Origin of the sequence: Bradyrhizobium paxllaeri (genome assembly GCF_001693515.2) — a bacterium.
GTDB classification, from domain to species: domain Bacteria; phylum Pseudomonadota; class Alphaproteobacteria; order Rhizobiales; family Xanthobacteraceae; genus Bradyrhizobium; species Bradyrhizobium paxllaeri.
In genome coordinates this window covers 4,312,930-4,338,179 of the sequence record NZ_CP042968.1, presented here as the reverse complement: position 1 = coordinate 4,338,179, position 25,250 = coordinate 4,312,930, and the positions used below count along the sequence as shown (strand labels likewise).

The 25,250-nt window shown below is 63.2% G+C and carries 22 protein-coding genes and 1 tRNA gene; 14 read left to right on the top strand and 9 right to left on the bottom strand.

Annotated elements, in window-relative coordinates:
- Positions 1 to 4 precede the first annotated feature (4 nt).
- The 5 genes from ccoP to ccoS all read left to right on the top strand — a co-directional run bounded on the left by ccoP (position 5) and on the right by ccoS (position 5,347).
- Positions 5 to 877 carry a cytochrome-c oxidase, cbb3-type subunit III gene (gene ccoP / locus LMTR21_RS20725; RefSeq protein WP_065756137.1) on the top strand — a complete coding sequence of 291 codons (873 nt, stop codon included), beginning with the start codon at positions 5 to 7 and terminating at the stop codon, positions 875 to 877.
- A gap of 99 nt (positions 878 to 976) precedes the next feature.
- Complete coding sequence (ccoG, locus tag LMTR21_RS20720) at positions 977 to 2,440, top strand: cytochrome c oxidase accessory protein CcoG (RefSeq protein WP_065756138.1); 1,464 nt, start codon at positions 977 to 979, stop codon at positions 2,438 to 2,440.
- A gap of 71 nt (positions 2,441 to 2,511) precedes the next feature.
- Positions 2,512 to 2,958 (top strand): FixH family protein, encoded by a 447-nt coding sequence (locus LMTR21_RS20715; RefSeq protein WP_065756326.1) that lies wholly within the window; start codon positions 2,512 to 2,514, stop codon positions 2,956 to 2,958.
- An 11-nt stretch (positions 2,959 to 2,969) separates the two neighbouring features.
- Complete coding sequence (locus LMTR21_RS20710; RefSeq protein ID WP_065756139.1) at positions 2,970 to 5,162, top strand: heavy metal translocating P-type ATPase; 2,193 nt, start codon at positions 2,970 to 2,972, stop codon at positions 5,160 to 5,162.
- Positions 5,162 to 5,347: a cbb3-type cytochrome oxidase assembly protein CcoS gene (gene ccoS, locus LMTR21_RS20705; RefSeq protein ID WP_065756140.1), complete on the top strand. Its 186-nt coding sequence runs from the start codon at positions 5,162 to 5,164 to the stop codon at positions 5,345 to 5,347. The genes LMTR21_RS20710 and ccoS overlap by 1 nt, the downstream gene beginning before the upstream one ends.
- Before the next feature lie 828 nt (positions 5,348 to 6,175).
- Here ccoS and LMTR21_RS20695 read toward each other — a convergent pair.
- Positions 6,176 to 6,448 (bottom strand): hypothetical protein, encoded by a 273-nt coding sequence (locus tag LMTR21_RS20695; RefSeq protein WP_141688621.1) that lies wholly within the window; start codon positions 6,446 to 6,448, stop codon positions 6,176 to 6,178.
- A 217-nt stretch (positions 6,449 to 6,665) separates the two neighbouring features.
- Positions 6,666 to 6,920, bottom strand: a complete 255-nt coding sequence (locus tag LMTR21_RS20690; protein WP_084030968.1) for a DUF3551 domain-containing protein — start codon at positions 6,918 to 6,920, stop codon at positions 6,666 to 6,668.
- A 379-nt stretch (positions 6,921 to 7,299) separates the two neighbouring features.
- On the opposite strand from LMTR21_RS20690, the gene LMTR21_RS20685 reads away from it, so the two are divergent.
- Complete coding sequence (locus LMTR21_RS20685; RefSeq protein WP_065756142.1) at positions 7,300 to 7,515, top strand: hypothetical protein; 216 nt, start codon at positions 7,300 to 7,302, stop codon at positions 7,513 to 7,515.
- Positions 7,516 to 8,378: 863 nt separating this feature from the next.
- Here the strand turns inward: LMTR21_RS20685 and LMTR21_RS20675 are convergent.
- Positions 8,379 to 8,468: transfer RNA gene (locus LMTR21_RS20675), tRNA-Ser, on the bottom strand.
- A gap of 947 nt (positions 8,469 to 9,415) precedes the next feature.
- On the opposite strand from LMTR21_RS20675, the gene LMTR21_RS20670 reads away from it, so the two are divergent.
- Positions 9,416 to 10,342 (top strand): septal ring lytic transglycosylase RlpA family protein, encoded by a 927-nt coding sequence (locus LMTR21_RS20670; RefSeq protein WP_065756144.1) that lies wholly within the window; start codon positions 9,416 to 9,418, stop codon positions 10,340 to 10,342.
- Between the two features lie 83 nt (positions 10,343 to 10,425).
- Here LMTR21_RS20670 and LMTR21_RS20665 read toward each other — a convergent pair whose 3' ends face one another.
- Positions 10,426 to 11,370 (bottom strand): alpha/beta fold hydrolase, encoded by a 945-nt coding sequence (locus LMTR21_RS20665; protein WP_065756145.1) that lies wholly within the window; start codon positions 11,368 to 11,370, stop codon positions 10,426 to 10,428.
- A gap of 231 nt (positions 11,371 to 11,601) precedes the next feature.
- On the opposite strand from LMTR21_RS20665, the gene LMTR21_RS20660 reads away from it, so the two are divergent.
- The 7 genes from LMTR21_RS20660 to LMTR21_RS20630 are packed head-to-tail and all read left to right on the top strand — an operon-like array spanning position 11,602 to position 18,795.
- Positions 11,602 to 12,798 carry a D-alanyl-D-alanine carboxypeptidase family protein gene (locus LMTR21_RS20660; protein ID WP_246175715.1) on the top strand — a complete coding sequence of 399 codons (1,197 nt, stop codon included), beginning with the start codon at positions 11,602 to 11,604 and terminating at the stop codon, positions 12,796 to 12,798.
- 2 nt (positions 12,799 to 12,800) lie between these two features.
- Positions 12,801 to 13,487, top strand: coding sequence for a dTMP kinase (tmk, locus tag LMTR21_RS20655; protein ID WP_065756147.1), 687 nt, complete (start codon positions 12,801 to 12,803; stop codon positions 13,485 to 13,487).
- A complete protein-coding gene (locus LMTR21_RS20650) occupies positions 13,484 to 14,524 on the top strand; it encodes a DNA polymerase III subunit delta' (protein WP_148635989.1) in 1,041 nt (346 codons plus the stop codon). Before tmk ends, LMTR21_RS20650 begins: the two co-directional genes overlap by 4 nt.
- A gap of 53 nt (positions 14,525 to 14,577) precedes the next feature.
- A complete protein-coding gene (gene metG, locus LMTR21_RS20645) occupies positions 14,578 to 16,512 on the top strand; it encodes a methionine--tRNA ligase (RefSeq protein ID WP_084030969.1) in 1,935 nt (644 codons plus the stop codon).
- Positions 16,513 to 16,527: 15 nt separating this feature from the next.
- Entirely contained in the window at positions 16,528 to 17,319 is a 792-nt protein-coding gene (locus LMTR21_RS20640; protein ID WP_065756149.1) for a TatD family hydrolase, read from the top strand.
- Positions 17,316 to 18,122, top strand: coding sequence for an MBL fold metallo-hydrolase (locus tag LMTR21_RS20635; protein ID WP_065756150.1), 807 nt, complete (start codon positions 17,316 to 17,318; stop codon positions 18,120 to 18,122). The genes LMTR21_RS20640 and LMTR21_RS20635 overlap by 4 nt, the downstream gene beginning before the upstream one ends.
- Before the next feature lie 34 nt (positions 18,123 to 18,156).
- A complete protein-coding gene (locus LMTR21_RS20630; RefSeq protein ID WP_246173939.1) occupies positions 18,157 to 18,795 on the top strand; it encodes an antibiotic biosynthesis monooxygenase family protein in 639 nt (212 codons plus the stop codon).
- A 93-nt stretch (positions 18,796 to 18,888) separates the two neighbouring features.
- Here LMTR21_RS20630 and LMTR21_RS20625 read toward each other — a convergent pair whose 3' ends face one another.
- The 5 genes from LMTR21_RS20625 to LMTR21_RS20605 form a co-directional block, all read right to left on the bottom strand.
- Positions 18,889 to 20,538 carry an acyl-CoA synthetase gene (locus LMTR21_RS20625; RefSeq protein WP_065756151.1) on the bottom strand — a complete coding sequence of 550 codons (1,650 nt, stop codon included), beginning with the start codon at positions 20,536 to 20,538 and terminating at the stop codon, positions 18,889 to 18,891.
- Positions 20,539 to 20,567: 29 nt separating this feature from the next.
- The gene (locus LMTR21_RS20620; protein WP_065756152.1) at positions 20,568 to 22,469 is read right to left on the bottom strand and encodes a TRAP transporter large permease; all 1,902 of its coding nucleotides are present in this window, start codon (positions 22,467 to 22,469) and stop codon (positions 20,568 to 20,570) included.
- A 15-nt stretch (positions 22,470 to 22,484) separates the two neighbouring features.
- On the bottom strand, positions 22,485 to 23,504 hold the full coding sequence (locus LMTR21_RS20615) for a TRAP transporter substrate-binding protein (protein WP_065756153.1): 1,020 nt from the start codon (positions 23,502 to 23,504) through the stop codon (positions 22,485 to 22,487).
- A gap of 323 nt (positions 23,505 to 23,827) precedes the next feature.
- Positions 23,828 to 24,379, bottom strand: a complete 552-nt coding sequence (locus tag LMTR21_RS20610) for a hypothetical protein (RefSeq protein ID WP_065756154.1) — start codon at positions 24,377 to 24,379, stop codon at positions 23,828 to 23,830.
- A 3-nt stretch (positions 24,380 to 24,382) separates the two neighbouring features.
- Entirely contained in the window at positions 24,383 to 25,189 is an 807-nt protein-coding gene (locus tag LMTR21_RS20605; protein WP_065756155.1) for an enoyl-CoA hydratase/isomerase family protein, read from the bottom strand.
- Positions 25,190 to 25,250 lie beyond the last annotated feature (61 nt).

Sequence of the window (25,250 nt, the reverse complement as noted above, 5' to 3'; positions counted from 1 at the left end):
GATCATGACCGAACACGGCGATCTCGATCATGTTTCCGGAAGGACCACCACCGGGCACGAGTGGGACGGCATCAAGGAGCTTAACACGCCGCTGCCGCGCTGGTGGTTGATCACCTTCTACCTGACCATTCTCTGGTCGGTCGGCTACTGGATCGTCTATCCGGCGTGGCCGCTGGTCTGGAGCCATACGACCGGTATCTGGAATTATTCCACCCGCGCCGAGGTCGCCGCCGAACTTGCCAATCTGGAAAAGATCCGCGGCGACAAGATGGTGGCGCTTGGCAACGCCTCGCTGGAGGAGATCGAGAAAAATCCCGCTCTGCTGGCGCTGGCTCGTGCGCGCGGCAAGACCGTGTTTGGCGACAATTGCGCGCCTTGCCACGGCAGCGGCGGGGCCGGGGCCAAGGGCTATCCCAATCTGAACGACGACGAATGGCTGTGGGGCGGCAGCCTCGACCAGATCATGCAGACGATCCAGTTCGGCGCGCGCTCGGGGCATCCGAAGACCCACGAGAGCGCCATGCTGGCGTTCGGCAAGGAGGGCGTTCTCAAGAAGGACCAGATCGTCACCGTCGCCAATTACGTCCGGTCGTTGTCCGGCCTGCCGACGGCGGCGGGATACGATCAGGCCGCCGGCGCGAAGATCTTTGCGGAAAACTGCACGTCCTGCCACGGCGACAACGGCAAGGGGAACCAGGAACTCGGCGCGCCCGACCTGACCGACAAGATCTGGCTCTACGGTTCGGACGAGGCGACGCTGGTCGAGACCATCAGCAACGGCCGCGCCGGCGTCATGCCCGCCTGGGTCGGCCGGCTCGATCCTTCCACGATCAAGGCGCTGACGGTCTACGTCCATTCGCTCGGCGGAGGCAAATAGCGGCGCAGCGATGCTGCGTCGCCGTTCTGTTTGAGATGGATCAAACGGGGTTCTGGGGCTGGCTCTAGAGTGAACTCCTGAGACGAGACCAACCCGGCGATGAACAAACCCGTGAGCCAGACCGACCTGCAGCTCGACGACGACGCGCCGCTTTATGCGGCGCAGAAGAAAGTCTATCCGCAGAGCGTCTCCGGCACGTTCCGCCGGACCAAATGGGGGCTGATGGCGTTCTGCCTCGGCGTCTATTACCTGCTGCCGTTCGTGCGCTGGAACAGGGGGCTCGGCGCCCCGGATCAGGCGGTGCTGGTCGATCTGCCCAACAGCCGCTTCTATTTCTTCTTCATCGAGCTGTGGCCGCAGGAAGTCTATTACTTCACCGGCCTTCTGATCGTAGCTGCCCTGACGCTATTCCTGATGAACGCCGTCGGCGGCCGCGTCTGGTGCGGCTATCTTTGCCCCCAGACGGTCTGGACCGACCTGTTCTATGCCGTCGAGCGGCTGATCGAGGGCGACCGGCGCGAGCGCATGCGCAAGGACGCGGCCAAGGGCACGATGAAGCTCGAGCGCTTTGCCGAGATCCTGCTGAAGCAATCGATCTGGCTGATGATCGCCTGGTGGACCGGCGGCGCCTGGGTGCTCTATTTCAACGATGCACCGACGCTGGTGAAGCAGCTCATCACCTTCCAGGCGCCTGTCATCGCCTATATCTGGATCGGCATTCTCACCGCGACCACCTATCTGCTGGCCGGTTTCATGCGCGAGCAGGTCTGCGTCTACATGTGCCCGTGGCCGCGCATCCAGGCCGCGCTGACCGATGAATGGGCGCTCAACGTCACCTACAAATATGATCGCGGCGAGACGCGCACGTCGCTGAAGAAGGCCAACGAGCTGCGCGCGCTCGGCCAGGGCGTCGGCGATTGCATCGACTGCTATCAGTGCGTGGCCGTGTGCCCGACCGGCATCGATATCCGCAACGGGCCGCAACTCGACTGCATCCAGTGCGGCCTCTGCATCGACGCCTGCGACACCGTGATGACCAAGATCGGCCGGGAAACCCGCCTGATCGGCTACGACAACGACATCAACATTCATCGGCGGCAGGAAGGCAAGCCACCGATTTACCGGATCATCCGGCCGCGCACCGTCACCTATGCCGCTCTGATCGCGGCCGTCGGCGCGGTGATGCTCTATGCGCTGCTGACGCGGTCGCTGCTCGACATCAACGTGCTGCACGACCGCAATCCGGTCGCGGTGAAGCTTGCCGACGGATCGATCCGCAACGCCTATACCGTGCGCCTTCTGAACAAGCGCGGCTTCGACCGCGTGATCGCGATCGACATCGACGGCCCGGTCAACGCCACGCTCCATGTCGTCGGCGCCGATTCCGTGACGCAGGACCGGCCCATGATCATCCTGGCGCGCGACACCACCACCGAATTGCGGATGCTGGTGACGGCGCCGGCGGAGAGCAATCACGCCAAATCCGTTCCGGTGAATTTCCGCGTGACCGACATCGGGCTCGGCGAAGTCGCCTCTGCCACCGACCATTTCGTGTCGCCATGACACTTCCGGGGGACATTCACATGAACAGGGCACAGAAGCCGAGACCGATCACCGGGCGCATGGTGTTCGTGATGATGGTGGCATTCTTCGGCGTCGTGATCGGGGTCAATCTCCTCATGATGCGTCTGGCGATCCAGACCTTGCCCGGCACCGAGGTCGACAGCGCCTATGCTGCCAGCCTTGCCTATCAGAAGGAGATCGCCACCGCCCAGGCCCAGAGCGCGCGCAACTGGAAGGTCGATGCCCATGTCGAGCGCAGCGGGGATGGCGGCGCGACGCTGCAGGTCGAGGCGCGCGATCATGACGGCAAGCCGATGTCCGGCCTGAAATTCCAGGGCCGGTTCGAGCGGCCGACGGATCGCCGTGCCGATCTGCCGGTCGCGCTCGCCGAAGTCGGGATCGGCATCTATCGCGGCAGTGCGGACGCCATCGCACCTGGCCAATGGGATCTGGTGCTCGAAGGCGTCGCGTCGGGACAGCGGATGTTCCTGTCCAGGAACCGCGTGCTGTTGAACTAGGAAGGTCAGTCATGCAGGCGACGCGAGACTTTTCACATTATGTCCGGCACCTCGGCTCGGGGCTGTCGCATATCGATCTGGCGGTGGAGGGCGTCAATTGCGCCGGCTGCATGTCGAAGATCGAGCGCGGCCTTTCCGCGCTGCCCGACGTGACGCTGGCGCGCGTCAACCTGACCGACCGCCGCGTGGCGCTGGAATGGAAGGAGGGCACGCTCGATCCGGCCCGCTTCATCGACCGGCTGGCCGAGCTTGGCTACAAGGCCTATCCGTTCGAGCCGGTTCGCGCCGAAGCGGTCGAGACCGAGCAGGCGAGCTTCCTGCTGCGTTGCCTCGGCGTCGCCGCCTTTGCCGCGATGAACATCATGATGCTGTCGATCCCCGTATGGTCCGGCAATGTCAGCGACATGATCCCGGAACAGCGCGATTTCTTCCACTGGCTGTCGGCGCTGATTGCCTTGCCGGCTGCGGCCTATTCGGGACAGCCATTCTTCCGCTCCGCCTGGGGCGCTTTACGGGCGCGCCGCACCAATATGGATGTGCCGATCTCGATCGGCATCGTGATGGCGCTCGGGATGTCGGTGATGGAGACGATCCACCACGCCGAGCACGCCTATTTCGACGCCGCACTGATGCTGCTCGCCTTCCTGCTGGCCGGCCGTTACCTCGACCAGAGCATGCGCCGCAAGACGCGTGCGGTCGCCGGAAACCTCGCCGCGCTCAAGGCGGAGACGGCGACCAAGTTCATCGGCGCCGACGAAATCAGCGTGGTGCCGATTGCCGCCGTGCAGACCGGCGATATCGTGCTGCTGCGCCCGGGCGAACGATCCGCCGTCGACGGCAACGTAATCGAGGGGCAGTCCAAGATCGACCAGAGCCTGATCACCGGCGAGACCCTGCCCGTGAAAGCGGGGCCGGGCACGGCCGTCTATGCCGGCACGCTCAACCTGTCCGGCGCCTTGCGGGTGCGGGTATCGGCGGCATCCGAAGGCACGCTGCTGGCGGAAATCAGCCGGCTGCTCGATAATGCCGTGCAGTCGCGCTCCCGCTATGTGCAGCTCGCCGATCGTGCATCGCGGCTTTATGCGCCGGTCGTGCATACGGCGGCGCTGCTGACCATGCTCGGCTGGGCCGCCTATGGCGCCACCTGGCACGACGCCATCGTCATCGCGATCTCGGTTCTGATCATCACCTGTCCCTGCGCGCTGGGTCTTGCGATCCCGGCGGTGCAGACCGTCGTGTCCGGCGCCATGTTCCGCACCGGCGTGCTGCTCAATTCCGGCGATGCCATCGAGCGGCTGGCCGACGTCGAACGCGTCGTGTTCGACAAGACGGGGACGCTGACCTTGCCGGAGCTCGACGTGACGAACGCCGTCGACGTGCCGCGAGACGTGTTCGAGCTCGCCGGGCGGCTCGCGCTTGCCAGCCACCATCCCGTCGCCGCCGCGGTGGCTCGCGCCTCCGGCGCAAGGACACCGTTGACGGGAGTAGAGGAGGTGGCCGGCCAGGGCGTGCGCGGCTTCCTCCGTGGGCTCGAAGTCCGGTTGGGCCGGCCGTCGTTCTGCGGCGCGGACCAGATCGCCAACGAGATCCTGCACCGCGATCCCGAGGCCTCCGTCGTCGCCTTCCGTCACGGCGAGACACGGCATGTCTTCGCCGTGCGCCAGCGCCTGCGCCCCGATGCGGCCAGCGCGATTGCCACACTCGTCAAGGCCGGGATCGAAGTCGAGATTCTGTCGGGCGACCGCGAGCCCGCCGTACGCCATGCCGCCGAACAGCTCGGCATTCATGAATGGCGCGCGGGCGTCACGCCGGCGGACAAGATTGCCCGCATCGAGGAATTGAAGCGGCGGGGCGTCAAGGTGCTGATGGTCGGCGACGGCATGAACGACGCGCCGGCGCTGGCGGCTGCGCATGTCTCGATGTCGCCGGTCAGCGCAACCCATCTGAGCCAGGCAACCGCCGACCTGGTGTTCCTCGGCGATCGCCTCGCGCCCGTCGTCGCCGCCATCGGCTTCTCGCGCAAGGCGCTGCTGTTGATGCGGCAGAACCTGTGGCTGGCCGTCGGCTACAATTTGCTTGCCGTGCCGCTGGCCATCGCAGGCCTTGCCACGCCGCTGGTCGCCGCCGCCGCCATGTCGGGTTCTTCAGTGCTGGTGATCTTGAACGCGCTGCGCGCCCATCGCGGCGCGAGAGAGCTTTGCTGATGGAAGTCCTGGTATTCCTCGTGCCGCTGGCACTCACCCTCGGCGCCCTCGGGCTGGCGGGTTTTCTCTGGTCGCTCAAGAACGGGCAGTACGACGACCTGGAGGGAGCAGGGTGGCGGGCGATTGCGGATGATGAGCCGGTGTCGGAGGAAACGGTGATTTCGACGGGGCGTGGCGATCACTAGGTGCTCGGGATCGCCAACCTGCTTTTTGGTGTTGATGTAAATCCAAACCGTCATTGGTGCTTCCTTCGCGCACCAGATCCGAAGCTATTTGATCAGGTGCACCAGCATGGCCTCACAGGCCTTTTCGGCTTCGGCAAACGTCCTAAAGGGTGATCCGCCTATCCTGACGGCCGGTCTGTTGAAATCGATGGGGCGCCAAGAAGCTACAAAGCCGGGCTGCCCGTGGAGGCCGGGGCCATTCCTACTCTCATTGCTGATTACAAATGAGTAGCCGAGCTCATTCGCGCTCCAAATCTCTAGCTCCTCTGTAGCGGGAGCAACGCGGCCGAAGTGCAGGGCCATTCCACGATCCAGAGAGTCTCTAAACGGCCCCAGGTCGCCCCTGGGACCGCCAACCTTTGGGAGGTCTCCTTCCGGTCAGAGCAGGGGGCATCGGCCGGAAGTGAGGATTCGACGTCTCGTCGTGCCGGGAGTTCCAACGATCGGAGCATTTCCCCACGGTAGCCGGAGGAGGGGCGCTGGCATCGGTACGTAACGCCCGCGTGGCCTTTGTGTTGGGGAGCGGGGCCGCCTCGAGGGCTCAAAGCGACCGCTGATCGCGCAGCACAGGCACAAACTTGGGGACTGGCCAATCTGCGCGATTTGCAGCCACGCTATGCCTGTTTCGATCGGCCGCAATGAAACTCGCGTGTTAAGCTTGATGTCCGCGTTGGAGGTTAATTCTGGAACACGGGTTCACTTCGTCTCCAGCCTATCGAGCGGCTTGTCAGCCCACCGCTAAAAGCGCCTACGCGGCGATTGAAGGGGAAATCACCGCCTAGGTTGAATTCAATAGCGATAGTAGTGGTGTCGCCAACGTGGCCGGTACTCTTCCCTGTAGTATCGACGCGACGGATAGTAGGCGTAGCCCTGGCGCGCCGCTTGGTATTGCGGCGGGATAACGCCGTTGGGATAGCAGCGGCCATGGATATCGATGTCATAGCCGTGGCTGCACGAACCGCCACGAACCTGAACCACTGGCACTTCGTTCTGATCGTGCTGGACTGCGGGCATCCCGAGCTGGAGAGCGAGGACCGCAGCTGCTCCGCTGATCAAAGGCATTTTCGTCTCCCATTAGGTTTGTAGGAACTAAACGCGGCAAAGCCGCGCGCGGTTTCTCCGAAAAAGGATGGTAGCGCTCCCAGACGCAACGGCTGCTGAACGGAGAATTTAGGAGATGTTCAGTTCCACTGCGATCAGCGTCCCCGGCCGTGGGGTGCACGTCGACATCCGTCGCAGCAGGCACGGCGGCTCGGCGTATGCGGTCCTGCGGCCAACTCTAGTAAACCCGGGGATGCCGCCGGTAACCCGCGGGCTCTTGCGCGCCCCCGAAATATGGATTGATGACGCACTGTGCCGAGCGGCCTGATGCCGAGGCGTTGCATTGAGGCAGCGAGGTATAGCTGCATTCGTAATAGGTAGCCGGGCCGTATATCCGCAGGCAAACCGGGTAAGCCGGATCGTACATCTGGGCGGCCGCCGGCCGTATTGAGACCATCCCGATCGCTAAAATCGCCAAGGCTAGAATGCGCATCAGAGCCTCCTTCGACAGCTCCGCTCAAAAAAAGGGGCCGCCGGCGTTCGGCGGCCCAAGTCTTGGGAGGAAACGTCTTGGGAGGAAACGCGCCGAGAAGCAAAGCGCCTCTTGAACTCGTCGCATTCGCAGATTGACAGGAGATTGTTTCCGGCCGTCTTCACTGAAAAAGAAAATGGCTGCGGGATCGCTTCTTCGGAACCGAGGCGGTGAAGTCAGTTCACGGGGTCGAGAGGTCCTGCGTTCGCCGATTCGCGCTGGCGGGCCTCTCGCAATGGGAACGTGTCATGCCTAGAGCGTAGCACTCCAGCTTGTCGTGATGCGGGCTTTATGCTCGACTGCCGGCGCGTCTTTTTTTCCAAGTTAGGGAGAGCTGAGCATGAAGAAAATAATTCTTGTCGGTCTTGCGATCTTCGCTGTCTCCACTTCTGGCGCTTTGGCAGCCAAGAAAACGACGAAGCCGAAGGCACCTGCCGCCGCCGCCACGACCACGAACACGGGTGGCGCAGCTCCGCTCATGTTGGGCCAGGTTAGTGCCGCTGACCGCGAGCTATATGCGAAAAATCAACGAGATTCCGGCATGAAGAAGAAGTAGAGGGACAAGCTGCTCCAGCGCGCGCAATCGGGGCTGGAGGCTTAGAAAGTAAGGCCGCCTCAGTTGGCGGCCTCATTCATTCCAGAACCTCGTACTCAAAGGCCACGCCTTCGGGGTCGTTTTCGTCAAACCGGGTGTACGAGGGCAATACGTTGCTCAAGCAAATGGATTTTCTGGCGTGCCAATGAGGACACCAAAACGGCCCCGGCGCGGAGGCTGGGAGTGCGCGTGCCGGAGCCGTCCCCTTGCGCGCCCTAACGAGCGCAGACTCTACTCTATCAAGGAAGCAAGAGCCGGACGGGCCTACTTTGTCATATTCGGAACTTTGGCGGGGTAGCCCCTTAGTGGAACTTGACGCCGATCAAGCGTTCCGTTCGCCATATCACCGTGCAGGCACATCTCAAGCGATCAGCAACGATCAGGAGGGTAAACTGCGCCGGAATGCCGCGTGGACCGACTACCTCCAGCAACGCCCCTGTGTCGGACTGGTTACGAATGAGACAGGCGATCGTGCGCCCGTTGAACTCGATGCTTCCTGACTTCAAAGCGCTTCATTCCCACTCGGCATTACCTCGTCACGGTATCGCAAATCCGCACACCTTCGTCGGTCCGGCAGCGATCGAAGCGCTTCCCGATTCCCTCAGCAATTCGGCGTAGATTGTCGGCCCGCCGGCGTGGCATGCGCCCAATTCTGCCAGGAATCGCACCCAGCCTGAATTAGCCATTTCGGGGCGCCTCGCAGTGGCGAGGCCGGCGTATGTCGTCCGGTCCCGTCGTGCGCCGGGCCAGTTCAAGTATCAGGCGGGAAGCAGGGCCGCAGACCAGCCGCACCGCGACCCAGGTTTCGGGGATTTTGCCAATTCTGGCGGAAGGGGTGGGATTCGAACCCACGGTACCCTTGCAGGCACGCCGGTTTTCAAGACCGGTGCCTTAAACCACTCGGCCACCCTTCCTTGCCTTTACGATCAAGCGCTTAGCCGATGCGAAGGTGGAAACACAAGAGAAGAAAACCGGATTCGTCCGGAAACGCCAGGGCAGGGCCGCGAAGAATCAGTATCGTTGGCCAGGCCGGAAAAGCCACTTCACACACGCCGGGAAAAGGTGGTGGATGGCACCGGCCGTTAGTCGGCGGTCTGTCGGCACTTGCCAATTTCGCCGGGATCGGATCGTCCCGGCATCGCTGCCCCAATCGGTTCGGCTGTCGCTAGCCGAATACAACTGCCAGCAGGCCCGAGCAGAGGAGCACGAAGCTGGCCGTCGTCAGAGCAAGAAATCCGTTGGAGACATTGTCGTGGTTGCGCATGAGACACCTACCACACCAGATTCTCGTCCGAATTCATTAAAGCTTTCCGAATCCCTAACGGAGCCTATCGCCATTTCTCTGTCTGAAGTCCGGGCAGGTCACCCGAACCCCGGCCGTCAAAACTCAAGCTCTGGAACGATAGCCTTCAAATGCATGAGCTAGAAAAATGCCTGCGCTCACCAGGCCCATCACCGCTGTAACCGTCTCGATCATCGCACAAATCCTTTGCGCCCCTGCAATCCACAGAACGACTCCACCGTTGCACAGTCAAAAAGATTCACTGGCGGAATCGCAGATCGGTAGTGAGTGGTGATTTGATGCAACAGATTGTCTGAAAGCGGCACAGGAAGCCCTACGACGAAGGATGCATACGTCGTGAATCGAAGCGCGCTATGCCCGTAGATCAACGGATAGAGCAGGCAACCATTCATTCACCACGCGCGACCAGATCATTCGCCACGTGCGACCACACCCCATTTCCGCCGTGTTCCGGTTGCGATATCTTCATCACGTGATGCGGAGGTGGGCTGCATCGTGGGGTTCAGGCCGTACCGCTTCAACGTAGGCAGCAGGCCGCTGAAAATGGTAATTGGGGTGATGGGGATTCGACGGCCAACAACGATCGTTCGGGCGGTTAGTGGCACGGTTGCCGTGGCAGCATGCCTTGTCCTCGCCAACTGCGCCTCGTCGGACAAATTCGCCAAGCGCATCGATCCCAAGTATGGCGTTTCCTCGAGCCCCCGTGTGGTGGCTTTCGGGGAGGCCGTGCCGAAGGGCGGGGGAACCTACCGCGTCGGCAAGCCCTATACCGTTGCGGGCCGGGTCTACGTGCCGGAGGAGGACCCGAACTACCGGGCCGAGGGAATGGCCTCCTGGTATGGCGATGACTTCCACGGCCGGCTAACCGCCAATGGCGAAGTCTTCGATATGACCTCGCTGACGGCGGCCCATCCGACCCTGCCGATCCCGAGCTATGCCCGCGTCACCAATGTCCGGAACGGCAAGTCGCTGATCGTCCGCGTCAACGACCGTGGCCCGTACCACGGCAACCGGCTTATCGACGTCTCGAACAAGGCCGCGGAACTGCTTGAGTTCAAAGCCAATGGCGTGGCCAAGGTCCGCGTTGAGTATGTCGGCCGGGCCCCGCTCGAGGGTTCCGACGACCGCCAACTGCTGGCGACGCTGCGGACCGGCGAGCCCGCGCCGTCTCCGTCCACGGTCCGGGTCGCTTCGGCTCGTCCGTTTGTTCCCGAGATGATGCCGTCGTCCGCGGGCCGGATCCGGGGTGAGGTGCCGATGCCGGAGGGGAGGCCCTATAACCTCGGCAATACCTCGGCGGACTACGCCTCGGTCAATGCGACCTCGGAAATGTCGGCCTCCAGCCGTTCGCGCGGCCGTGCTGCGGAAAATCTGCGCGCCGTGTCCTACGAGAACGAGGCCAACTACGCGGCCCCGAGCCAGGCCTACCTGCCGGTCGATCCGCGGGGCCCGAGCGAAGTCCTCAGCGGGCGTGGACTTTACTAGAGCGTTTTCAAGCGAAAGCCTGCCCCGGACTTGATCCGGGGTGGCCCCGGTTCGCGCCAAGAAAGCGCGTCAAACAAAGAACTTTACCCCTTCAGGAAGGCGATCAGCGCGGCGTTGACCTCGTCAGGGCGCTCCTGCTGGATCCAGTGCCCGGCCCCATCGAGAATAAGCTTCTGCCGCAAGTTCGGCAGCACGCGTTCCATCTCCTTCACCTGCTTGGCACCGATCAGCCCGGTAATGACGCCGTCCTTCGATCCCGCGATGAACAGCGACGGCTGCCGGATCTGCGCGCCCTGCCAGGGCGCCGTCAGTTCCCAGTTGCGGTCGATGTTGCGATACCAGTTCAGTCCGCCGCGAAAGCCGGAGGCCTGATAAACGGAAGCGAAATAAGCGAGGTCAGCCTCGGTCAGCCAGTTCGGCAACGGCCGATTAGGATCGGTATCGCCGAGGAAGCCCTTGCCCTCCTGAACGAACTGATGGGCCGCCGGATCGGCGAGCCCGCGCCCGGAGAGCACGATTCGCATGGTCGCCGCCACGTCGCGCTCGAACTCGGCCTCCGCCACGCCGGGAGGCTGAAAATACTGCCAGTAGAAATTGGTGACGCCGTTCTGCCTCAGCGTCTCGAGCGGCAGGCCGCGTCCGCGGGAGGGGGGCGGAACGCTTAAGCCAGCAACACCAGTGAAGATATCGGGCCGGAACATCGCCGCGTGCCAGGCGACCGGCGCACCCCAGTCATGGCCGACAATGACCGCCTGCTTTTCGCCAAGCGCGGCCACCAGCGCGACCATGTCTCCGACATTGTGGAAGAGGGTGTAGGCGCCGACATCGGCCGGCGCGCTGGTCCGCCCGAACCCGCGCATGTCGGGGGCGACCACATGGAAACCGGCTTCGGCGATGGCGGGGATCTGGTGCCGCCAGGAGTAGGACAGTTCGGGCCAGCCATGGCAGAGCAGCACCAGCGGACCCTGTCCCTGTTCGACGACAAAGAAGTCCAGCCCGTTGGCGGAAATAGTGCGTGAAGATGGCATCGCGTTTCCGCCCTGTTTTTCGTATTCTGTCGGGAGATTGCAGCATCGCCACGATATGTTCCTTCGTCCGCTGCCGCAATCGGATCGACACGGCTGCACGTTCCAAAACCTGTGTTGTTTGCGATACTTCCAACTGTTAGAACGCGCGGATTCAGGACATCGCCGATGGCAGCAGAGACCTCCGTTCCCCGCAAATCCGACGCCGCGGCCGTTCTCCCTTGGCGGAGCCTGATGGCGGCTGTCCTCGCACTTTCGGTCGGCTGGGGCGGGATCGTCTACGCTGCCAACAACAGCGTGCAGGGCGCGCCGAAGAAGGAAGACGGCGGCTTTGACGGCGATGCGCCGACCGCGATCCTGGTCGAGGCCTCCAGCGGCAGCGTTCTGTTCGAGAAGAACGCCGACGAATTGCGGGCGCCATCCAGCATGATGAAGCTGATGACGGTCGAGGTGGTGTTCAACGCCATCAAGGAAGGCAAGGTCAAGCTGACGGACGAATACCGGATCAGCGAGAACGCCTGGCGCAAGGGCGGTGCGCCGGCCGGCGGCTCGACCATGTTTGCCATTCTCAATAGCAAGGTGCCGGTGGACGACCTGTTGAAGGGCGCGATCATCCAGAGCGGCAATGATTCCTGCATTGCGTTGGCCGAAGGCATGGCCGGCAACGAGCGGATATTTGCCGCCGACTTCCTGACCAAGCGCGCCCGCGAGCTTGGTTTGACGAAGTCGACATTCGGCAATTCCAGCGGCTTGCCCGATCCCGCCAACAGGATGACGGTTCGGGAGCTGGCAAAGCTCGCCCGCCACCTGATCCTGGCCTATCCCGACATGTACAAATTGTTCGGCGAGCGGGAGTTCACCTGGAACAAGATCCGCCAGCAGAACCGCAATCCGCTTCTGAACACCCTCAACGGCGCCGACGGGTTCAAGACCGGTTACACCAAGGAAGGCGGCTACGGCATGGTCGGCTCCGCGGTGCAGAACGACACGCGGCTGATCGTCGTCATCAACGGGCTCGAGGATCCCGATGATCGCGCCTCCGAGGCGAAGAAGATGCTGGAATGGGGCTTTCGCAATTTCGAGACGCGCACCCTGTTCGCGGCCAACCAGCAGGTCGGCTACGCCAAGGTATTCGGCGGTGAAAGCCGTTCGGTGAAGCTTGCCAGCCCTCAGCCGATCAAGGTGATGGTGCCGAAGAATGGCAGCGAGAGACTGATCGCCCGCATCGTCTACAATGGTCCGGTGCGGGCGCCGGTAGAGGCCGGCCAGCCGGTCGGTGTCGTCAAGGTGTGGCGCGGCTCCAATATCGCGGTGGAGGCGCCGGTCTATGCCGCCGAAGCGGTCGGCACCGGCTCGACCATGCGCCGCGCGATCGACGGAGCCAGCGAGCTCGTCATCGGCGTGTTCCGCGCGGGAGCAGAGAAGCTCTGAGCATGACCCAGGCAACGCTGCAGCGGCCATCCGGACGCGGGAAGTTCATTACCTTTGAAGGCGGCGAGGGCTCCGGCAAGTCCACGCAGATCAAGAAGCTCGCCGAGCGTCTGGCGGCGGCAAAGCTGCGCGCCATCGTCACCCGCGAGCCTGGCGGCTCGCCGGGCGCGGAAATCATGCGGCATCTCGTGCTCTCGGGGATGGGAAAGCTGCTGGGACCGGACGCGGAGACATTGCTGTTTGCAGCCGCGCGCGACGACCACGTTCGCACCGTGATCCAGCCTGCGCTCAGCCAGGGAACGTGGGTGCTGTGCGACCGCTTCTCGGACTCGACCCGCGCCTATCAGGGCCGGTTGGGACAGGTCGCGCCCGGCGTTCTCAACGCCATGCAGCGGGTCACGATCGGCGATCTCAAGCCGGATCTGACCATCATTCTGGATATCCCGGTTGAAGTCGGCCACCAGCGCGCCGCGGCCCGCCGCGGCAGCGGCGTGCCTGACAGGTTCGAGGCGGAAGACCTGCAATTCCATCAGGGGCTGCGCGACGCCTACAAGCAGATCGCCGCGGAAGAGCCGCAGCGCTGCGTGCTGATCGATGCCAATGCCGACGCCGACACGGTCGCCGGCCGCGTCTGGACCGCGCTGCGCGATCACCTGCTCGCGGTCCCGAGCACGGCAGGTACGGCATGAGCGCACGCAAGGCCGAGCAGGAGACGGCGGTCAGGCACCCCCGCGAAACGGCCGATCTGTTCGGCCACCGCGAGGCGGAGACGGCCTTGCTGACGGCCTATCGCAGCGGCCGCATACCGCATGCCTGGCTGATCGGCGGACCGCAAGGCGTCGGCAAAGCGACGCTGGCCTACCGCATGGCGCGTTTCGTGCTCGCCAATCCCAACCCCGTCCTGCCTTCGGTGCAGCGCGCCGAGACGCTGGCGCTCGACCCGGACGATCATGTCGCGCGCCAGGTCACCGCCGGCGCGCATGGCGGGCTTTTGGTGCTGGAGCGTGGCCTCAACGATCGCGGCGTGATGCGGACGGTGATCACCGTTGACGAGACGCGGGAGACGATTTCGTTCTTCGGCTCGACGGCGGCGGTGGACGGCTGGCGGGTCTGCATTGTCAACACCGTCGACGAGCTCAATCCGAACGCCGCCAATGCGCTGCTCAAGATACTCGAGGAGCCGCCGCACCGATCGCTGTTTCTGCTTGTCAGCCATTCGCCGGCGCGGGCCTTGCCGACGATCCTGTCCCGCTGCCGCAAGCTGCCGCTGCGGCCGCTGGCGACCGACGACGTCATTCGCGCGGCATCGAGAGCCGCTGACATCGCACCCGATGATCCGGCACTGTCCGAGGCTGCTGACGCCGCGGAAGGGAGCGTGTCCCGCGCGCTGACGCTGCTCGGCGGCGACGCGCTGAAGCTGCAGCAGCGGACCGCGGCGCTGCTGGCGACGCTGCCGCAGGTCGACCCCCGCGAGTTGCACGCCCTTGGCGAAGCGCTGGGCACCAGCGACCGGGTGGCGCTGGCTGCCTTCATCGACGGCATCGATCGCTGGATCGGCGAAAAGCTGCGCGCTGGCGACGCCAACGCCAATCTGCCCCGCCTTGCACGGCTGGCGGAGGTATGGGAAAAGATCGTCCGCGCCGCGCGCGACACCGAATCCTATAATTTGGAGCGAAAACCGCTGGTTTTCTCGGTGTTCGGGATGCTCGCGGAAGCGACGCGGTAACGCTCCGCCTGATCTCAATCCAAGACAATCTTTGAGTCATAAAGGAATTCGTAGTGGCGACGGCTGGAAAGAAAGCTTCGAAAAAGAAGGCGAAGAAGGCTCGCAAATCGCCGTCCGCCAGCGCCAGCAAGAAGGCGGCGGCGAAAAAGCGTGCGGCCAAGAAGACTGCGACCAAGAGCAAGCGCGGCGTGAAGAAGGCCGGCAAGGCTCCGAAGAAGGTTGCAAAGAAGGCTCCGAAGAAAGCCGCGAAGAAGTCCGCCAAGAAGGTGACGAAGAAAGCCGTCACCAAATCAGCGAAGAAATCCGCAACGAAAACTGCGCCGAAGAAGCGCGTGGTAACGTCGCAAGAAGCGAACCCTGCCGTTCAAGCGGCGCCAGTGGCAGAGAAACTGAAGCCGGCCGCGCCGCGCGTGAAGCCGGCGCCTGCCGCCAAGCCGGCAACGGCTGTCGAGCGCGACACGTACTTCATCACGACCGCGATCGCTTACCCGAACGGCATTCCGCATATCGGCCACGCCTATGAGGCGATCGCCACCGACGCACTGGCGCGGTTTCAGCGGCTCAATGGCAAGGACGTGTTCTTCCTCACCGGCACCGACGAGCACGGTCTGAAGATGGTGCAGACCGCCGAGAGCGAAGGCATGAGCGTCGCCGACCTCGCGGCGCGCAATGCCGGCCGGTTCAGGGAGATGGACGAACGCCTGAACGTGTCGTTCGACCGCTTCATCCGCACCACGGAGCCCGATCATCATCGTTCGGTCCAGGTGGTCTGGAACCGGATGCAGCAGAACGGCGACATCTATATCGACACCTATGCCGGCTGGTATTCGGTGCGCGACGAGGCCTATTACGCCGAAGAGGAGACCGTCCTCGGCGAGGACAATGTGCGCCGTGGCCCGCAGGGCACGCCGGTCGAATGGGTCGAGGAGAAGAGCTACTTCTTCAAGCTGTCCGCCTATCAGGACCGATTGCTGGCGCTGTATGAGAGCCAGCCGGATTTCATCGGCCCGGATTCGCGTCGCAACGAAGTCGTCAGTTTCGTGAAGGGCGGCCTGAAGGACCTGTCGATTTCGCGCACGACGTTCGACTGGGGCGTCAAGGTGCCGAACGACCCCGAGCACGTGATGTATGTCTGGGTCGATGCGCTCACCAACTACATCACCGGCGTCGGTTTTCCCGATGAAAGCGATGCGAACTGGCGCTACTGGCCAGCGGACGTGCACATCATCGGCAAGGACATCATCCGCTTCCATGCGGTGTACTGGCCGGCGTTCCTGATGTCGGCCGGCATTCCCGTGCAGAAACGGGTCTATGCGCACGGCTTCCTGTTCAACAGGGGCGAGAAGATGTCGAAGTCGGTCGGCAACGTCGTCGACCCCTTCAACCTGGCCGATCAGTACGGCGTCGACCAGATGCGCTATTTCTTCCTGCGCGAGGTGCCGTTCGGACAGGACGGCAACTACAACCATGAAGCCATTGTCGCGCGCATCAACGCCGATCTCGCCAACGGTCTCGGCAATCTGGCGCAGCGTTCGCTGTCGATGATCGCCAAGCAACTGGGCGGCGTGCTGCCGGAGCCCGGCGAGTTCACCGACAACGACAAGGAGATGCTGGCGGAAGCGGACGCCATGCTGGAGGCGTCGCGGACGGCGATGGCGACCCAGCAGATCCATCAATGGCTGAACGTGGTGTGGTCCGTGATCGCCGAGGCTGACCGCTATTTCGCGGGCGAGGCGCCCTGGGCGCTGGCCAAGACCGATCCGGCGCGGCAGAAAACCGTGCTCTATGTAACTACGGAAGTGGTGCGGCAAATCGCGATCCTGACGCAGCCGGTGATGCCGGAGGCCTCGGGCAAGCTGCTCGACAGCCTCGGCGTTCCCGCCGACGCCCGGGACTTTGCGGCGATCGGGACGCGGATCACGGCCGGCACGAATTTGCCGCCGCCGGTCGGGGTATTTCCGCGCTACGTCGAACCAAAGGCGGATTGAGCCGTTTTGCAAGCCATGCTCGTCGACAGCCACTGCCATCTCGACTTCCCGGATTTTGCCGAAGATCTCGACGGCATCGTTGCGCGCGCCGAGACGGCGGGGATTGGCCGTATGGTCACCATCTCGACCCGCGTCAAACGGCTCGGCGGGCTGCTTGCCATCGCCGAGCGGTTTCCGAGCGTCTATTGCTCGGTCGGCACCCATCCGCACAACGCCGATGAGGAAGACGGCATTCCAGCGAGCGAGCTGATCGAGTTGAGCAAGCATCCGAAGGTCGTGGCGCTGGGGGAGGCGGGGCTCGACTACTTCTATGAGCACGGCTCCCGCGCAGCGCAGGAGCGCGGCTTTCGCGCCCATATAGCAGCCGCGCGCGCCACCGGCCTGCCACTGGTGATCCATACCCGTGAAGCCGACGAGGATTGCGGCCGAATTCTCGAAGACGAGATTGCCAAGGGGCCGTTCCGCGCGGTGCTGCATTGCTACACCGGCGGGCGCGAGCTGGCGATGAAGGCGATTTCGCTGGGTCTATCAATTTCGTTCACGGGAATCCTGACGTTCAAGAAGTCCGAAGCCTTGCGCGAGCTCGCGGCTGAACTTCCGGCCGACCGCATCATGGTTGAAACCGACTCGCCGTATCTGGCGCCCGGCAAGTTTCGCGGCAAACGCAACGAGCCGTCTTACGTGGTGGAGGTCGCGAAGGTGCTGGCGGAAACGCGCGGCGTCTCGCTGGAGGAAATCTCGCGGCAAACCACGGAAAACTTCTTCCGCCTGTTCTCCAAGGTGCCGGCGCCAAAGGCGGCCGCATGACGGTGACGCTGACGATCCTTGGCTGTGGATCCTCCGCCGGCGTGCCGCGTCCGGCGCTCGGCTGGGGCGCCTGCGATCCCAACAATCCGAAGAACCGCCGCCGCCGCTGCTCGCTGCTGGTAGAGCGCAATGGCGCGCACGGCACCACGCGGATCGTGATCGACACCTCGCCCGACCTGCGCGAGCAATTGATCGACGCCAATGTCGATCACATCGACGCGGTGTATCTGACGCATGAACATGCCGACCAGACCCATGGCATCGACGATCTGCGTTCGGTCGTGCTGCACCAGCGCCGGCGTATTCCGGTCTATTTCAACCAGTCGACCGCCAAAGACATCATGGCGCGGTTCTCCTATTGCTTCATCTCGCCCGAGGGCAGCGACTATCCGCCGATCCTGACGCGCCACTCGATCGAAGCCGGCGAGAGCCACTTGACCGAAGGGAAGGGCGGCCCGGTCAAACTGTTGGCCTTCCTGGTTCATCACGGCAGGATTCCCGCGCTAGGATTCCGCGTCGGCGCCGCCGCCTACACGCCCGATCTCCACGACATCCCCGAGGAGAGCTGGCCGGCGTTGCAAAATCTCGATCTCTGGATCGTCGACGGGCTGCGCTATGCCGGCCATTCCAGCCATTTCAGCGTCAACGACGCGCTGTCATGGATCGAGCGCTTCAAGCCGAAGCAGGCCGTCATCACCAACATGCATTCCGATTTGGACTACGAGGTACTGCGCCAAAGCCTGCCGGACGGCGTAGTTCCGGCCTATGATGGGATGCGGCTGACGCTGGACGGCAAGGGCTGAGCTGCGTCGCAAATCCGTCGCTGGATGCGGAGGAATGTCGATGATTGGCCTGTTCTTTGAGGTCCAGACGAAGCCTGGGCACCGTGATCAATATCTCGATCTCGCTGCTTCGCTGAAGCCCGAACTTGAGGCGATGGGTGGCTGCCTCTTCATCGATCGGTTCAGAAGCCTGACCCGCGAGGACCTGCTGCTGTCCTACCAGATATGGCAGGACGAGGGGGCCCTGACGGCTTGGCGGGCCCATGCGCATCATCATGATGTCCAGACCATCGGCCGCGCGAAAGTCTTCTCGGACTATCGCATCCGCGTCGCCCAGGTCATTCACGAGGCGAGGCCGGGACAGCCCGTCTGGCAGCCCGAGCGGCGCACGCCTTACAACGATCCTGCCAGGCGCAAGCCGACTTATATGCTGGCGGCGGAATCGACGAGCGGCACGCTTCCGGTCGCAACCGAATGGCGCCGTGACGCTTTCACAAGCGTCTACCGTGACGAACACTTCGCGCACCTGATCGATCTGCCCGACGAACAAGCCGGCGTCGAATTCGGTTCACGCCTGTTTGCCGATCCGGCAATGCAGTATTTTCGCGTTTTCGAAGTCATGCGCGATTACGGCATGTTCGAACGCACTGAAGCGCCGCAATATTATCCGCCGGTCAGGAGGGAGCAGGTGTAGGGTGGGCAAAGGCGCGCAAGCGCCGTGCCCACCATCGTCCGTCGAACTTCCCCGAGCATGGTGGGCACGCTGCGCTTTGCCCACCCTACGAAACTACGCCGAAATCGCTTTCGCCGAATCCACCTGGTTGCGCAGCATGAATTTTTGAATCTTGCCGGTCGACGTCTTTGGGATAACTCCGAATACGACGGCCTTCGGCGTCTTGAAGCCGGACATGTGGCTGCGGCAGAAGGCGATGATCTCGGCCTCCGTCGCCTTGGCGCCGTCCTTCAGCTCGACGAAGGCGCAGGGCACCTCGCCCCATTTGGAATCGGGTTTTGCGACCACGGCCGCGAACAGCACGGCCGGGTGCTTGTAGAGGATGTCCTCGACTTCCACGGAGGAGATATTCTCGCCGCCGGATATGATGATGTCCTTGGAGCGGTCCTTGATGATGACGTAGCCGTGCTCGTCAAGCACGCCGAGATCGCCGGTGTGGAACCAGCCGCCGGCGAAGGCTTCCTGCGTCGCCTTCTCGTTCTTCAGATAACCCTTCATCACGATATTGCCGCGGAACATCACTTCGCCGATGGTTTCCCCGTCGCGCGGCACCTCCTGCATGGTCTCGGGGTCGAGCACGGTGACGGCTTCCTCCAGCGGGTAGGGCACGCCCTGCCGGCGTTTCATCTGCGCGCGCTGGTCGGCGGGCAGTTCGTCCCAACCCGGCTGCTCGGCACAGACGGAGGCGGGGCCATAGACCTCGGTCAGGCCATAGACATGGGTCAGCTTGATGCCGATGCTTTCGGCGCCTTCGAGCACGGCAACCGGCGGTGCCGCGCCCGCGATCAGTCCGACCACGCGTCGCGCCATGTCGCCCTTGGGTGCGCCCGGCGCGTTGATCAGCGTGTTGTAGACGATCGGCGCGCCGCACATGTGGGTGACGCCGTGCTTGGGGATCAGCTCGAAGATCTTTGCTGGATCGACCTTGCGCAGGCAGACATTGATGCCGGCGGAAGCCGCGACCGTCCACGGGAAGCACCAGCCGTTGCAGTGGAACATCGGCAGCGTCCAGAGATACACCGGATGCTGGCCGAGATTGCCGGCCAGGATGTTGCTGACGGCGTTGAGATAGGCGCCGCGGTGGTGGGTGACGACGCCCTTCGGATTGCCCGTGGTGCCCGAGGTATAGCTCAGCGCAATCGCGTCCCATTCATCGCCGGGCAGTCTGGCGACGAAGCTGGCATCGCCCGCCGCAACCGCCGCCTCGTACTCGATCTCACCAAGCCGCTTGCCACCCGCAAAGGTCGCGTCGTCGACGTCGACGACGAAAGGCTTCGGCCCCTTCATCAGCGTCAGCGCTTCCACGATCACGCCGGAGAATTCCGGATCCACCAGAATGATCTTCGCGCCGCCATGATCGAGCTGGAAGGCGATCGACGGCGCGTCGAGCCGGATGTTCAGCGCGTTCAGCACCGCGCCCACCATCGGGACCGCGAAATGCACCTCGTTCATCGCCGGGATGTTCGGCAGCATCGCCGCGACCGTATCGCCGTTGCCGATGCCGCGGCCGGCGAGCCATGACGCAAAGCGCCGGCAGCGTTCGTAGGTCTCGGCCCATGTGAAGCTGCGGCCCTCATAGACCGTGCTGACGTGATTGGGGAAAACGGCGGCGCTGCGCGCGAGGAAGCTCAAGGGCGTCAGCGGCACATAATTCGCCGGCGTCTTGTCCAATCCGATGGAATACTGGTTCTGGGCTGCGCTCATCGGCTGTGTCCCATTTACAAAATTAGACCTTACAAGAACCCGATGGAAATCCACGGGAAGATCGCCACGATAATCAGGCCGACCATCAGCGCCAACAGGTAACCCCAGATCGGCCGGATACCCTCGGCCGGATCGACGCGTCCGATGGCGCACGCCGCATAATAGCCTACTCCGAAGGGCGGCGCGAATAACCCGATACCCATCGCGAGGATTACGATCATCGCATAGTGCACCTCATGCACGCCGACGGTGCGGGCGATCGGAAACAGCAGCGGCCCGAACAGCACGATCGCCGGAATGCCCTCGAGCACGCTGCCCAGGATCACGAAGGCCACGATCGAGACCGCGATAAAGGTCGCCGAGCCGCCGGGCAGCCCGGTCATGGCGGCCGCCAGCGTGCGCGAGAAGCCGGATTGGGTCAGGCCCCAGGCCATGCCGGTCGCGCAGCCGATGATCAGCAGGATCGCGCCCGACAGGCTCGCGGTTTCGACCAGCATCGGCATGATCCGCCGCCAGTCGAAATTGCGATAGATCAGGAGGCCATAGACAAAAAAGCCGACGATGAAGGCGTAGACGATACCGATGGTGGAAACCTCGGTCGCGGTCGCGATGCCCTCGACCACCGCGTAGCGGATCACGAATGGCAGTGCGATGGCGGGCAGGGCGATGGCGAAGGCGCGGGTGATCTCGGTAGCGTTCGCCCGCGTGACGTGCCGCAGGTCCTCCTTCCGATAGCGCCACCACACCAGCGCCGACAGCGTGATCGCCAGCACCAGGCCCGGCAGCAGACCGCCGGTGAACAGCGCCGCGATCGACACGCCGGTCACTGAGCCGATCGTAATCAACACGAGGCTCGGCGGAATGGTCTCTGTCTGCGCGCCAGTGGCGGAGAGCAGGGCGACCAGATCGCCCGGCTTGGCGCCCCGCGCCTTCATCTCCGGAAACAGCACCGGCGCCACGGCTGCCATATCGGCGGCCTTCGCGCCTGAGATGCCGGACACCAGATACATTGCACCGACCAGCACGTAATGCAGGCCGCCGCGGACATGCCCCAGCAGGCTCGCCAGGAAAGCGACCATGGCGCGCGCCATGCCGGTCATCTCGATCAGCAAACCGAGAAAGACGAAGAGGGGCACCGACAGCAGGATGAGGTGGCTCATGCCCTCGTCCATGCGGCCGACCAGCACCATCAGCGGCGTGCCGGTGGTCAGCGCCAGATAGCCATAGGTCGCCAGGCCAAAGCCGAACGCGATCGGCACCCCGGCGAACACGCAGAAGCCGGCCACGCCGATGAAGAAAATGATCAGATTGAGGTTGCCGAGCGGCTTGAGCGAGCCCCTGAGCAGCCAGAAGACCCCGATGACCAGCGCGACCGACAGGATCGCGCCCAGCACCGTGCGAAGGTTGCTGACGCGGGCCAGCCGCAGCAGCGCAAACACCGCCATCAGCGCGATGCCGACCGGCAGCGCCGCGGCACGCCAGATATTGCTGATCTGCAGCGCCGGCGTGGTGATGTAGCTTTCCTCGTAGGCATATTCATAGGCCGGCCAGGCGATCAGAATCAGAAACGCCAGCGCCGCCGACGTCGCCACCAGATCGAGATAAGCGCGCGTCGCAGGCTTCGCGCTGGCGACAATCGCCGTCATCCGCATGTGCTCGGCGCGGCGGAACGCGACCGCGGCGCCGAGCATGGCAAGCCACAGGAACAGGATCGAGGCCAGTTCGTCCGACCAGATCAACGGCTGGTGCAGCGCATAGCGCGCCACCACGCCCGCAAACAGGATCACGATCTCGGCTATGACCAGAAGCGCGGCCGGAACCTCGACCAGCACTCCCAGGGCATGTTCGATCGACGCCAGCAACGGACGGCGGCGAGGAGGGGACTGACCCGCCTCGCCGCCAACGCCCTCACTCAATTCGGCATGAGCCATGACGCCGCTCAGACGCTACGAGAGCTTGCCGACGGACTTTTCCAGCAACTCCCAGGCCTGGTCGCCATATTTACCTTTCCATTCCGCGTAGAAGCCCGCGGAGCGCAGCTTGTCGCGGAATGGCGTGACGTTGGGCTGGTTGAAGGTAAGGCCTTTCTCGGCCAGTTCCTGCTGCAGCCCGGCATTCAGCTTGGCGACGTCCTCGCGCTCCTTGACGGCCGCCGCATTAATGTTCTTGGCCACGATGGTCCTGATATCCTCTGGCAGCTTTTCCCAGGCGCGACGGTTCGCCAGGAACCAGAAGCCGTCCCACATATGGTTCGTCAGCGAGCAGAACTTCTGCACTTCATACAGCTTTGCGGTCGAGATGATCGCCAGCGGGTTTTCCTGGCCCTCGACGATCTTGGTCTGCAATGCGGAGTAAACTTCGCTAAAATTGATCGAGGCGGGCGCCGCATCGAATGCCTTGAACATCGAAGTCCAGAGCGGCGAGACCGGTACCCGGATCTTGAAGCCCTTGAAGTCCTCCGGGCCGTTGATCGGCTTGGTGGACGACGTGGTCTGGCGGAAGCCGTTATCCCAGATCTTCTCCATCACCACGAGGTTTGCCTTGGCGATTTCACCTCGGATATGAGCGCCCAGGCCCCCGTCCATGGCCTTCCAAACCGTATCGTAGTCCGGAAACGCAAAGCCGATGCCGCTGATGGACGCCGCCGGCACCAGCGTCGCCAGAATCAGCCCCGACAGCGTGAAAAACTCGACGCCGCCCGAGCGGATCTGGCTCAGCATGTCAGTATCGGAACCGAGCTGGTTGTTCGGGAAAATCTGCAGGTCGAACCGGCCCTTGGTCTCAGCCTTGATCGCCGCGGCCATTTCCTTGGCCCGGACGTTCAGCGGATGTCCGTCAGGGAGGTTATTGGCGTATTTGTAGGTAAATTCGGCAGTCTGGGCCCGCGCCACCAACGGCGCGCCAATGCCGCCCAAAACCGCTGACGCAGCGGATGCCTTGAGAAGCGTGCGTCGTGAAAAACTCATCTGGATTTCTCCCTTGAGGATTGTTGTTCTTGAGGCCACTAGATTGCCCGAAGGTCATCAGCGATCTCGCGCTCGCGCGCTTATTGCAGCGTCCGCCAGCGACGGCAACACAGGCTTTGGCGGAGCAGGATTGCTTGCGTCAGACGAATGACCGTATGGCCGCCAGGCTGGCTTGGTTTGCTAGCATATCAAGCTAAATATCTGATCTAATTGTAGATATAAATATTCCATAATATACCTTATGCGAATTCCGGATATCGAGCGCTGGGTCCCGCCTTCCTGTTCTCCCGACTTCAGGTGCCATGCTGAGGCCTTGAGTGCACTTAGTGGCTCTCATATGGCTTCAGCTCCACTGCTGCTGCCGCCAGACGCCGGTAGAGATCGCGCCGGCGCGCAAGCGGCCACCAGTCATAGAGGAATATCTCCAGCGGCCGCCAATTGGCGACGGTGCCGAGAATCAGGAGGCTTTCTTCAACGAGTCCCTGAAGCGGATCTTCCGTCAGGTATCCGGCGGCAAATCGCGCAGCAAAGATGCATGCGACAAGGACCGGAATGCCGATGGCGAGCGAGCGCCGGCCGATCCGAAACAGCTCATTGAGGTCATGCTGGACGGCGCGCGCCCTGTCCTCGAAATAACGATGGAAGGCCAGGTTCAAGTCCCGCGAATTTCCGGTTTCAGCAGCATCGTGCGGGAGATGGACCGCAATCCTTATTGGACGCTTGTCTGGCAGTTCGCGCGCCCAACTGACGATGTAGTCTTCGGCTTCCTGATCGAGGTCCTTTTCGCGAAATGGAAACGGATCGAGCGTCTGGAAAAGCTGCGCCACCCGGTCAACGCGAATTTCAATCAAATGCTCCGCATTTTGCGAAGTCATGACCTACTTTCCCCTGAACCGCGGCTGGCGGCGGCCGAGAAACGCCTCGACGCCCTCTTTGTGGTCCTCCGACATGCTCGCCAACGCGAACTGGTCGAGATCCATGTGGCTCGCGAGATCGTCGAGCGCATGCGCGAGACGATTGACCGTCAACTTGGTCATGGCGACCGACAGCGGCGGCTGGGCGGCCACCTTGGTGGCGAGCGCCACCGCAGCGTCTAAGGCCTTGCCGGGATCAGCCACCTCCTCCACCAGCCGCCATTCGTAAGCCTCGGCCGCGGAGATACGCTGGTCGGCCAGGATCACGGCCTGTTTGGTGCGGGCCGGTCCCATCAGATGCAGCATGCGCGGCACACTTTGCCAGCTCATGTTCATGCCGAGCCCGATCTCGGGGACGCGCATATGAGCGTCGCGGGCCATCACCCGGAAATCCAGCGCGACCGCCAGCGCCACGCCGCCGCCGACGCAAAAGCCCTCGATGGCGCCGATGGTGATCTGCTCCATGTCCTGCCACGCTCGCGTCAGCCGCGGTCCGAGCTTCAGGTGCCGGCGCAGCGCGCCAAGGTCCATCGTCTGTCGTGAGCGTCCTTCCGGGTCCTTCAGATCGAAACCAGCGCTGAACGATTTGGCGCCGCCTGTGAGCACCACGACGGAGGTCGCGGCGTCATCCTCAAAGCTGCGCGCGGTGTCGGTGAGCTGGCGCATCGCTTCCGGCGACAGCGCATTGATGCCATCGCCGCGGTCGAAACGCACGACAGCAATGCGGCCATCAGGTCCGAGGCCTTTTTCAATCTTCACAAATTCGGTCACACATGGCCTCCCTGCCCTTGTTTTCCCGAAGCTTATCCCAGAACTGAATCCGCCGTGGCGA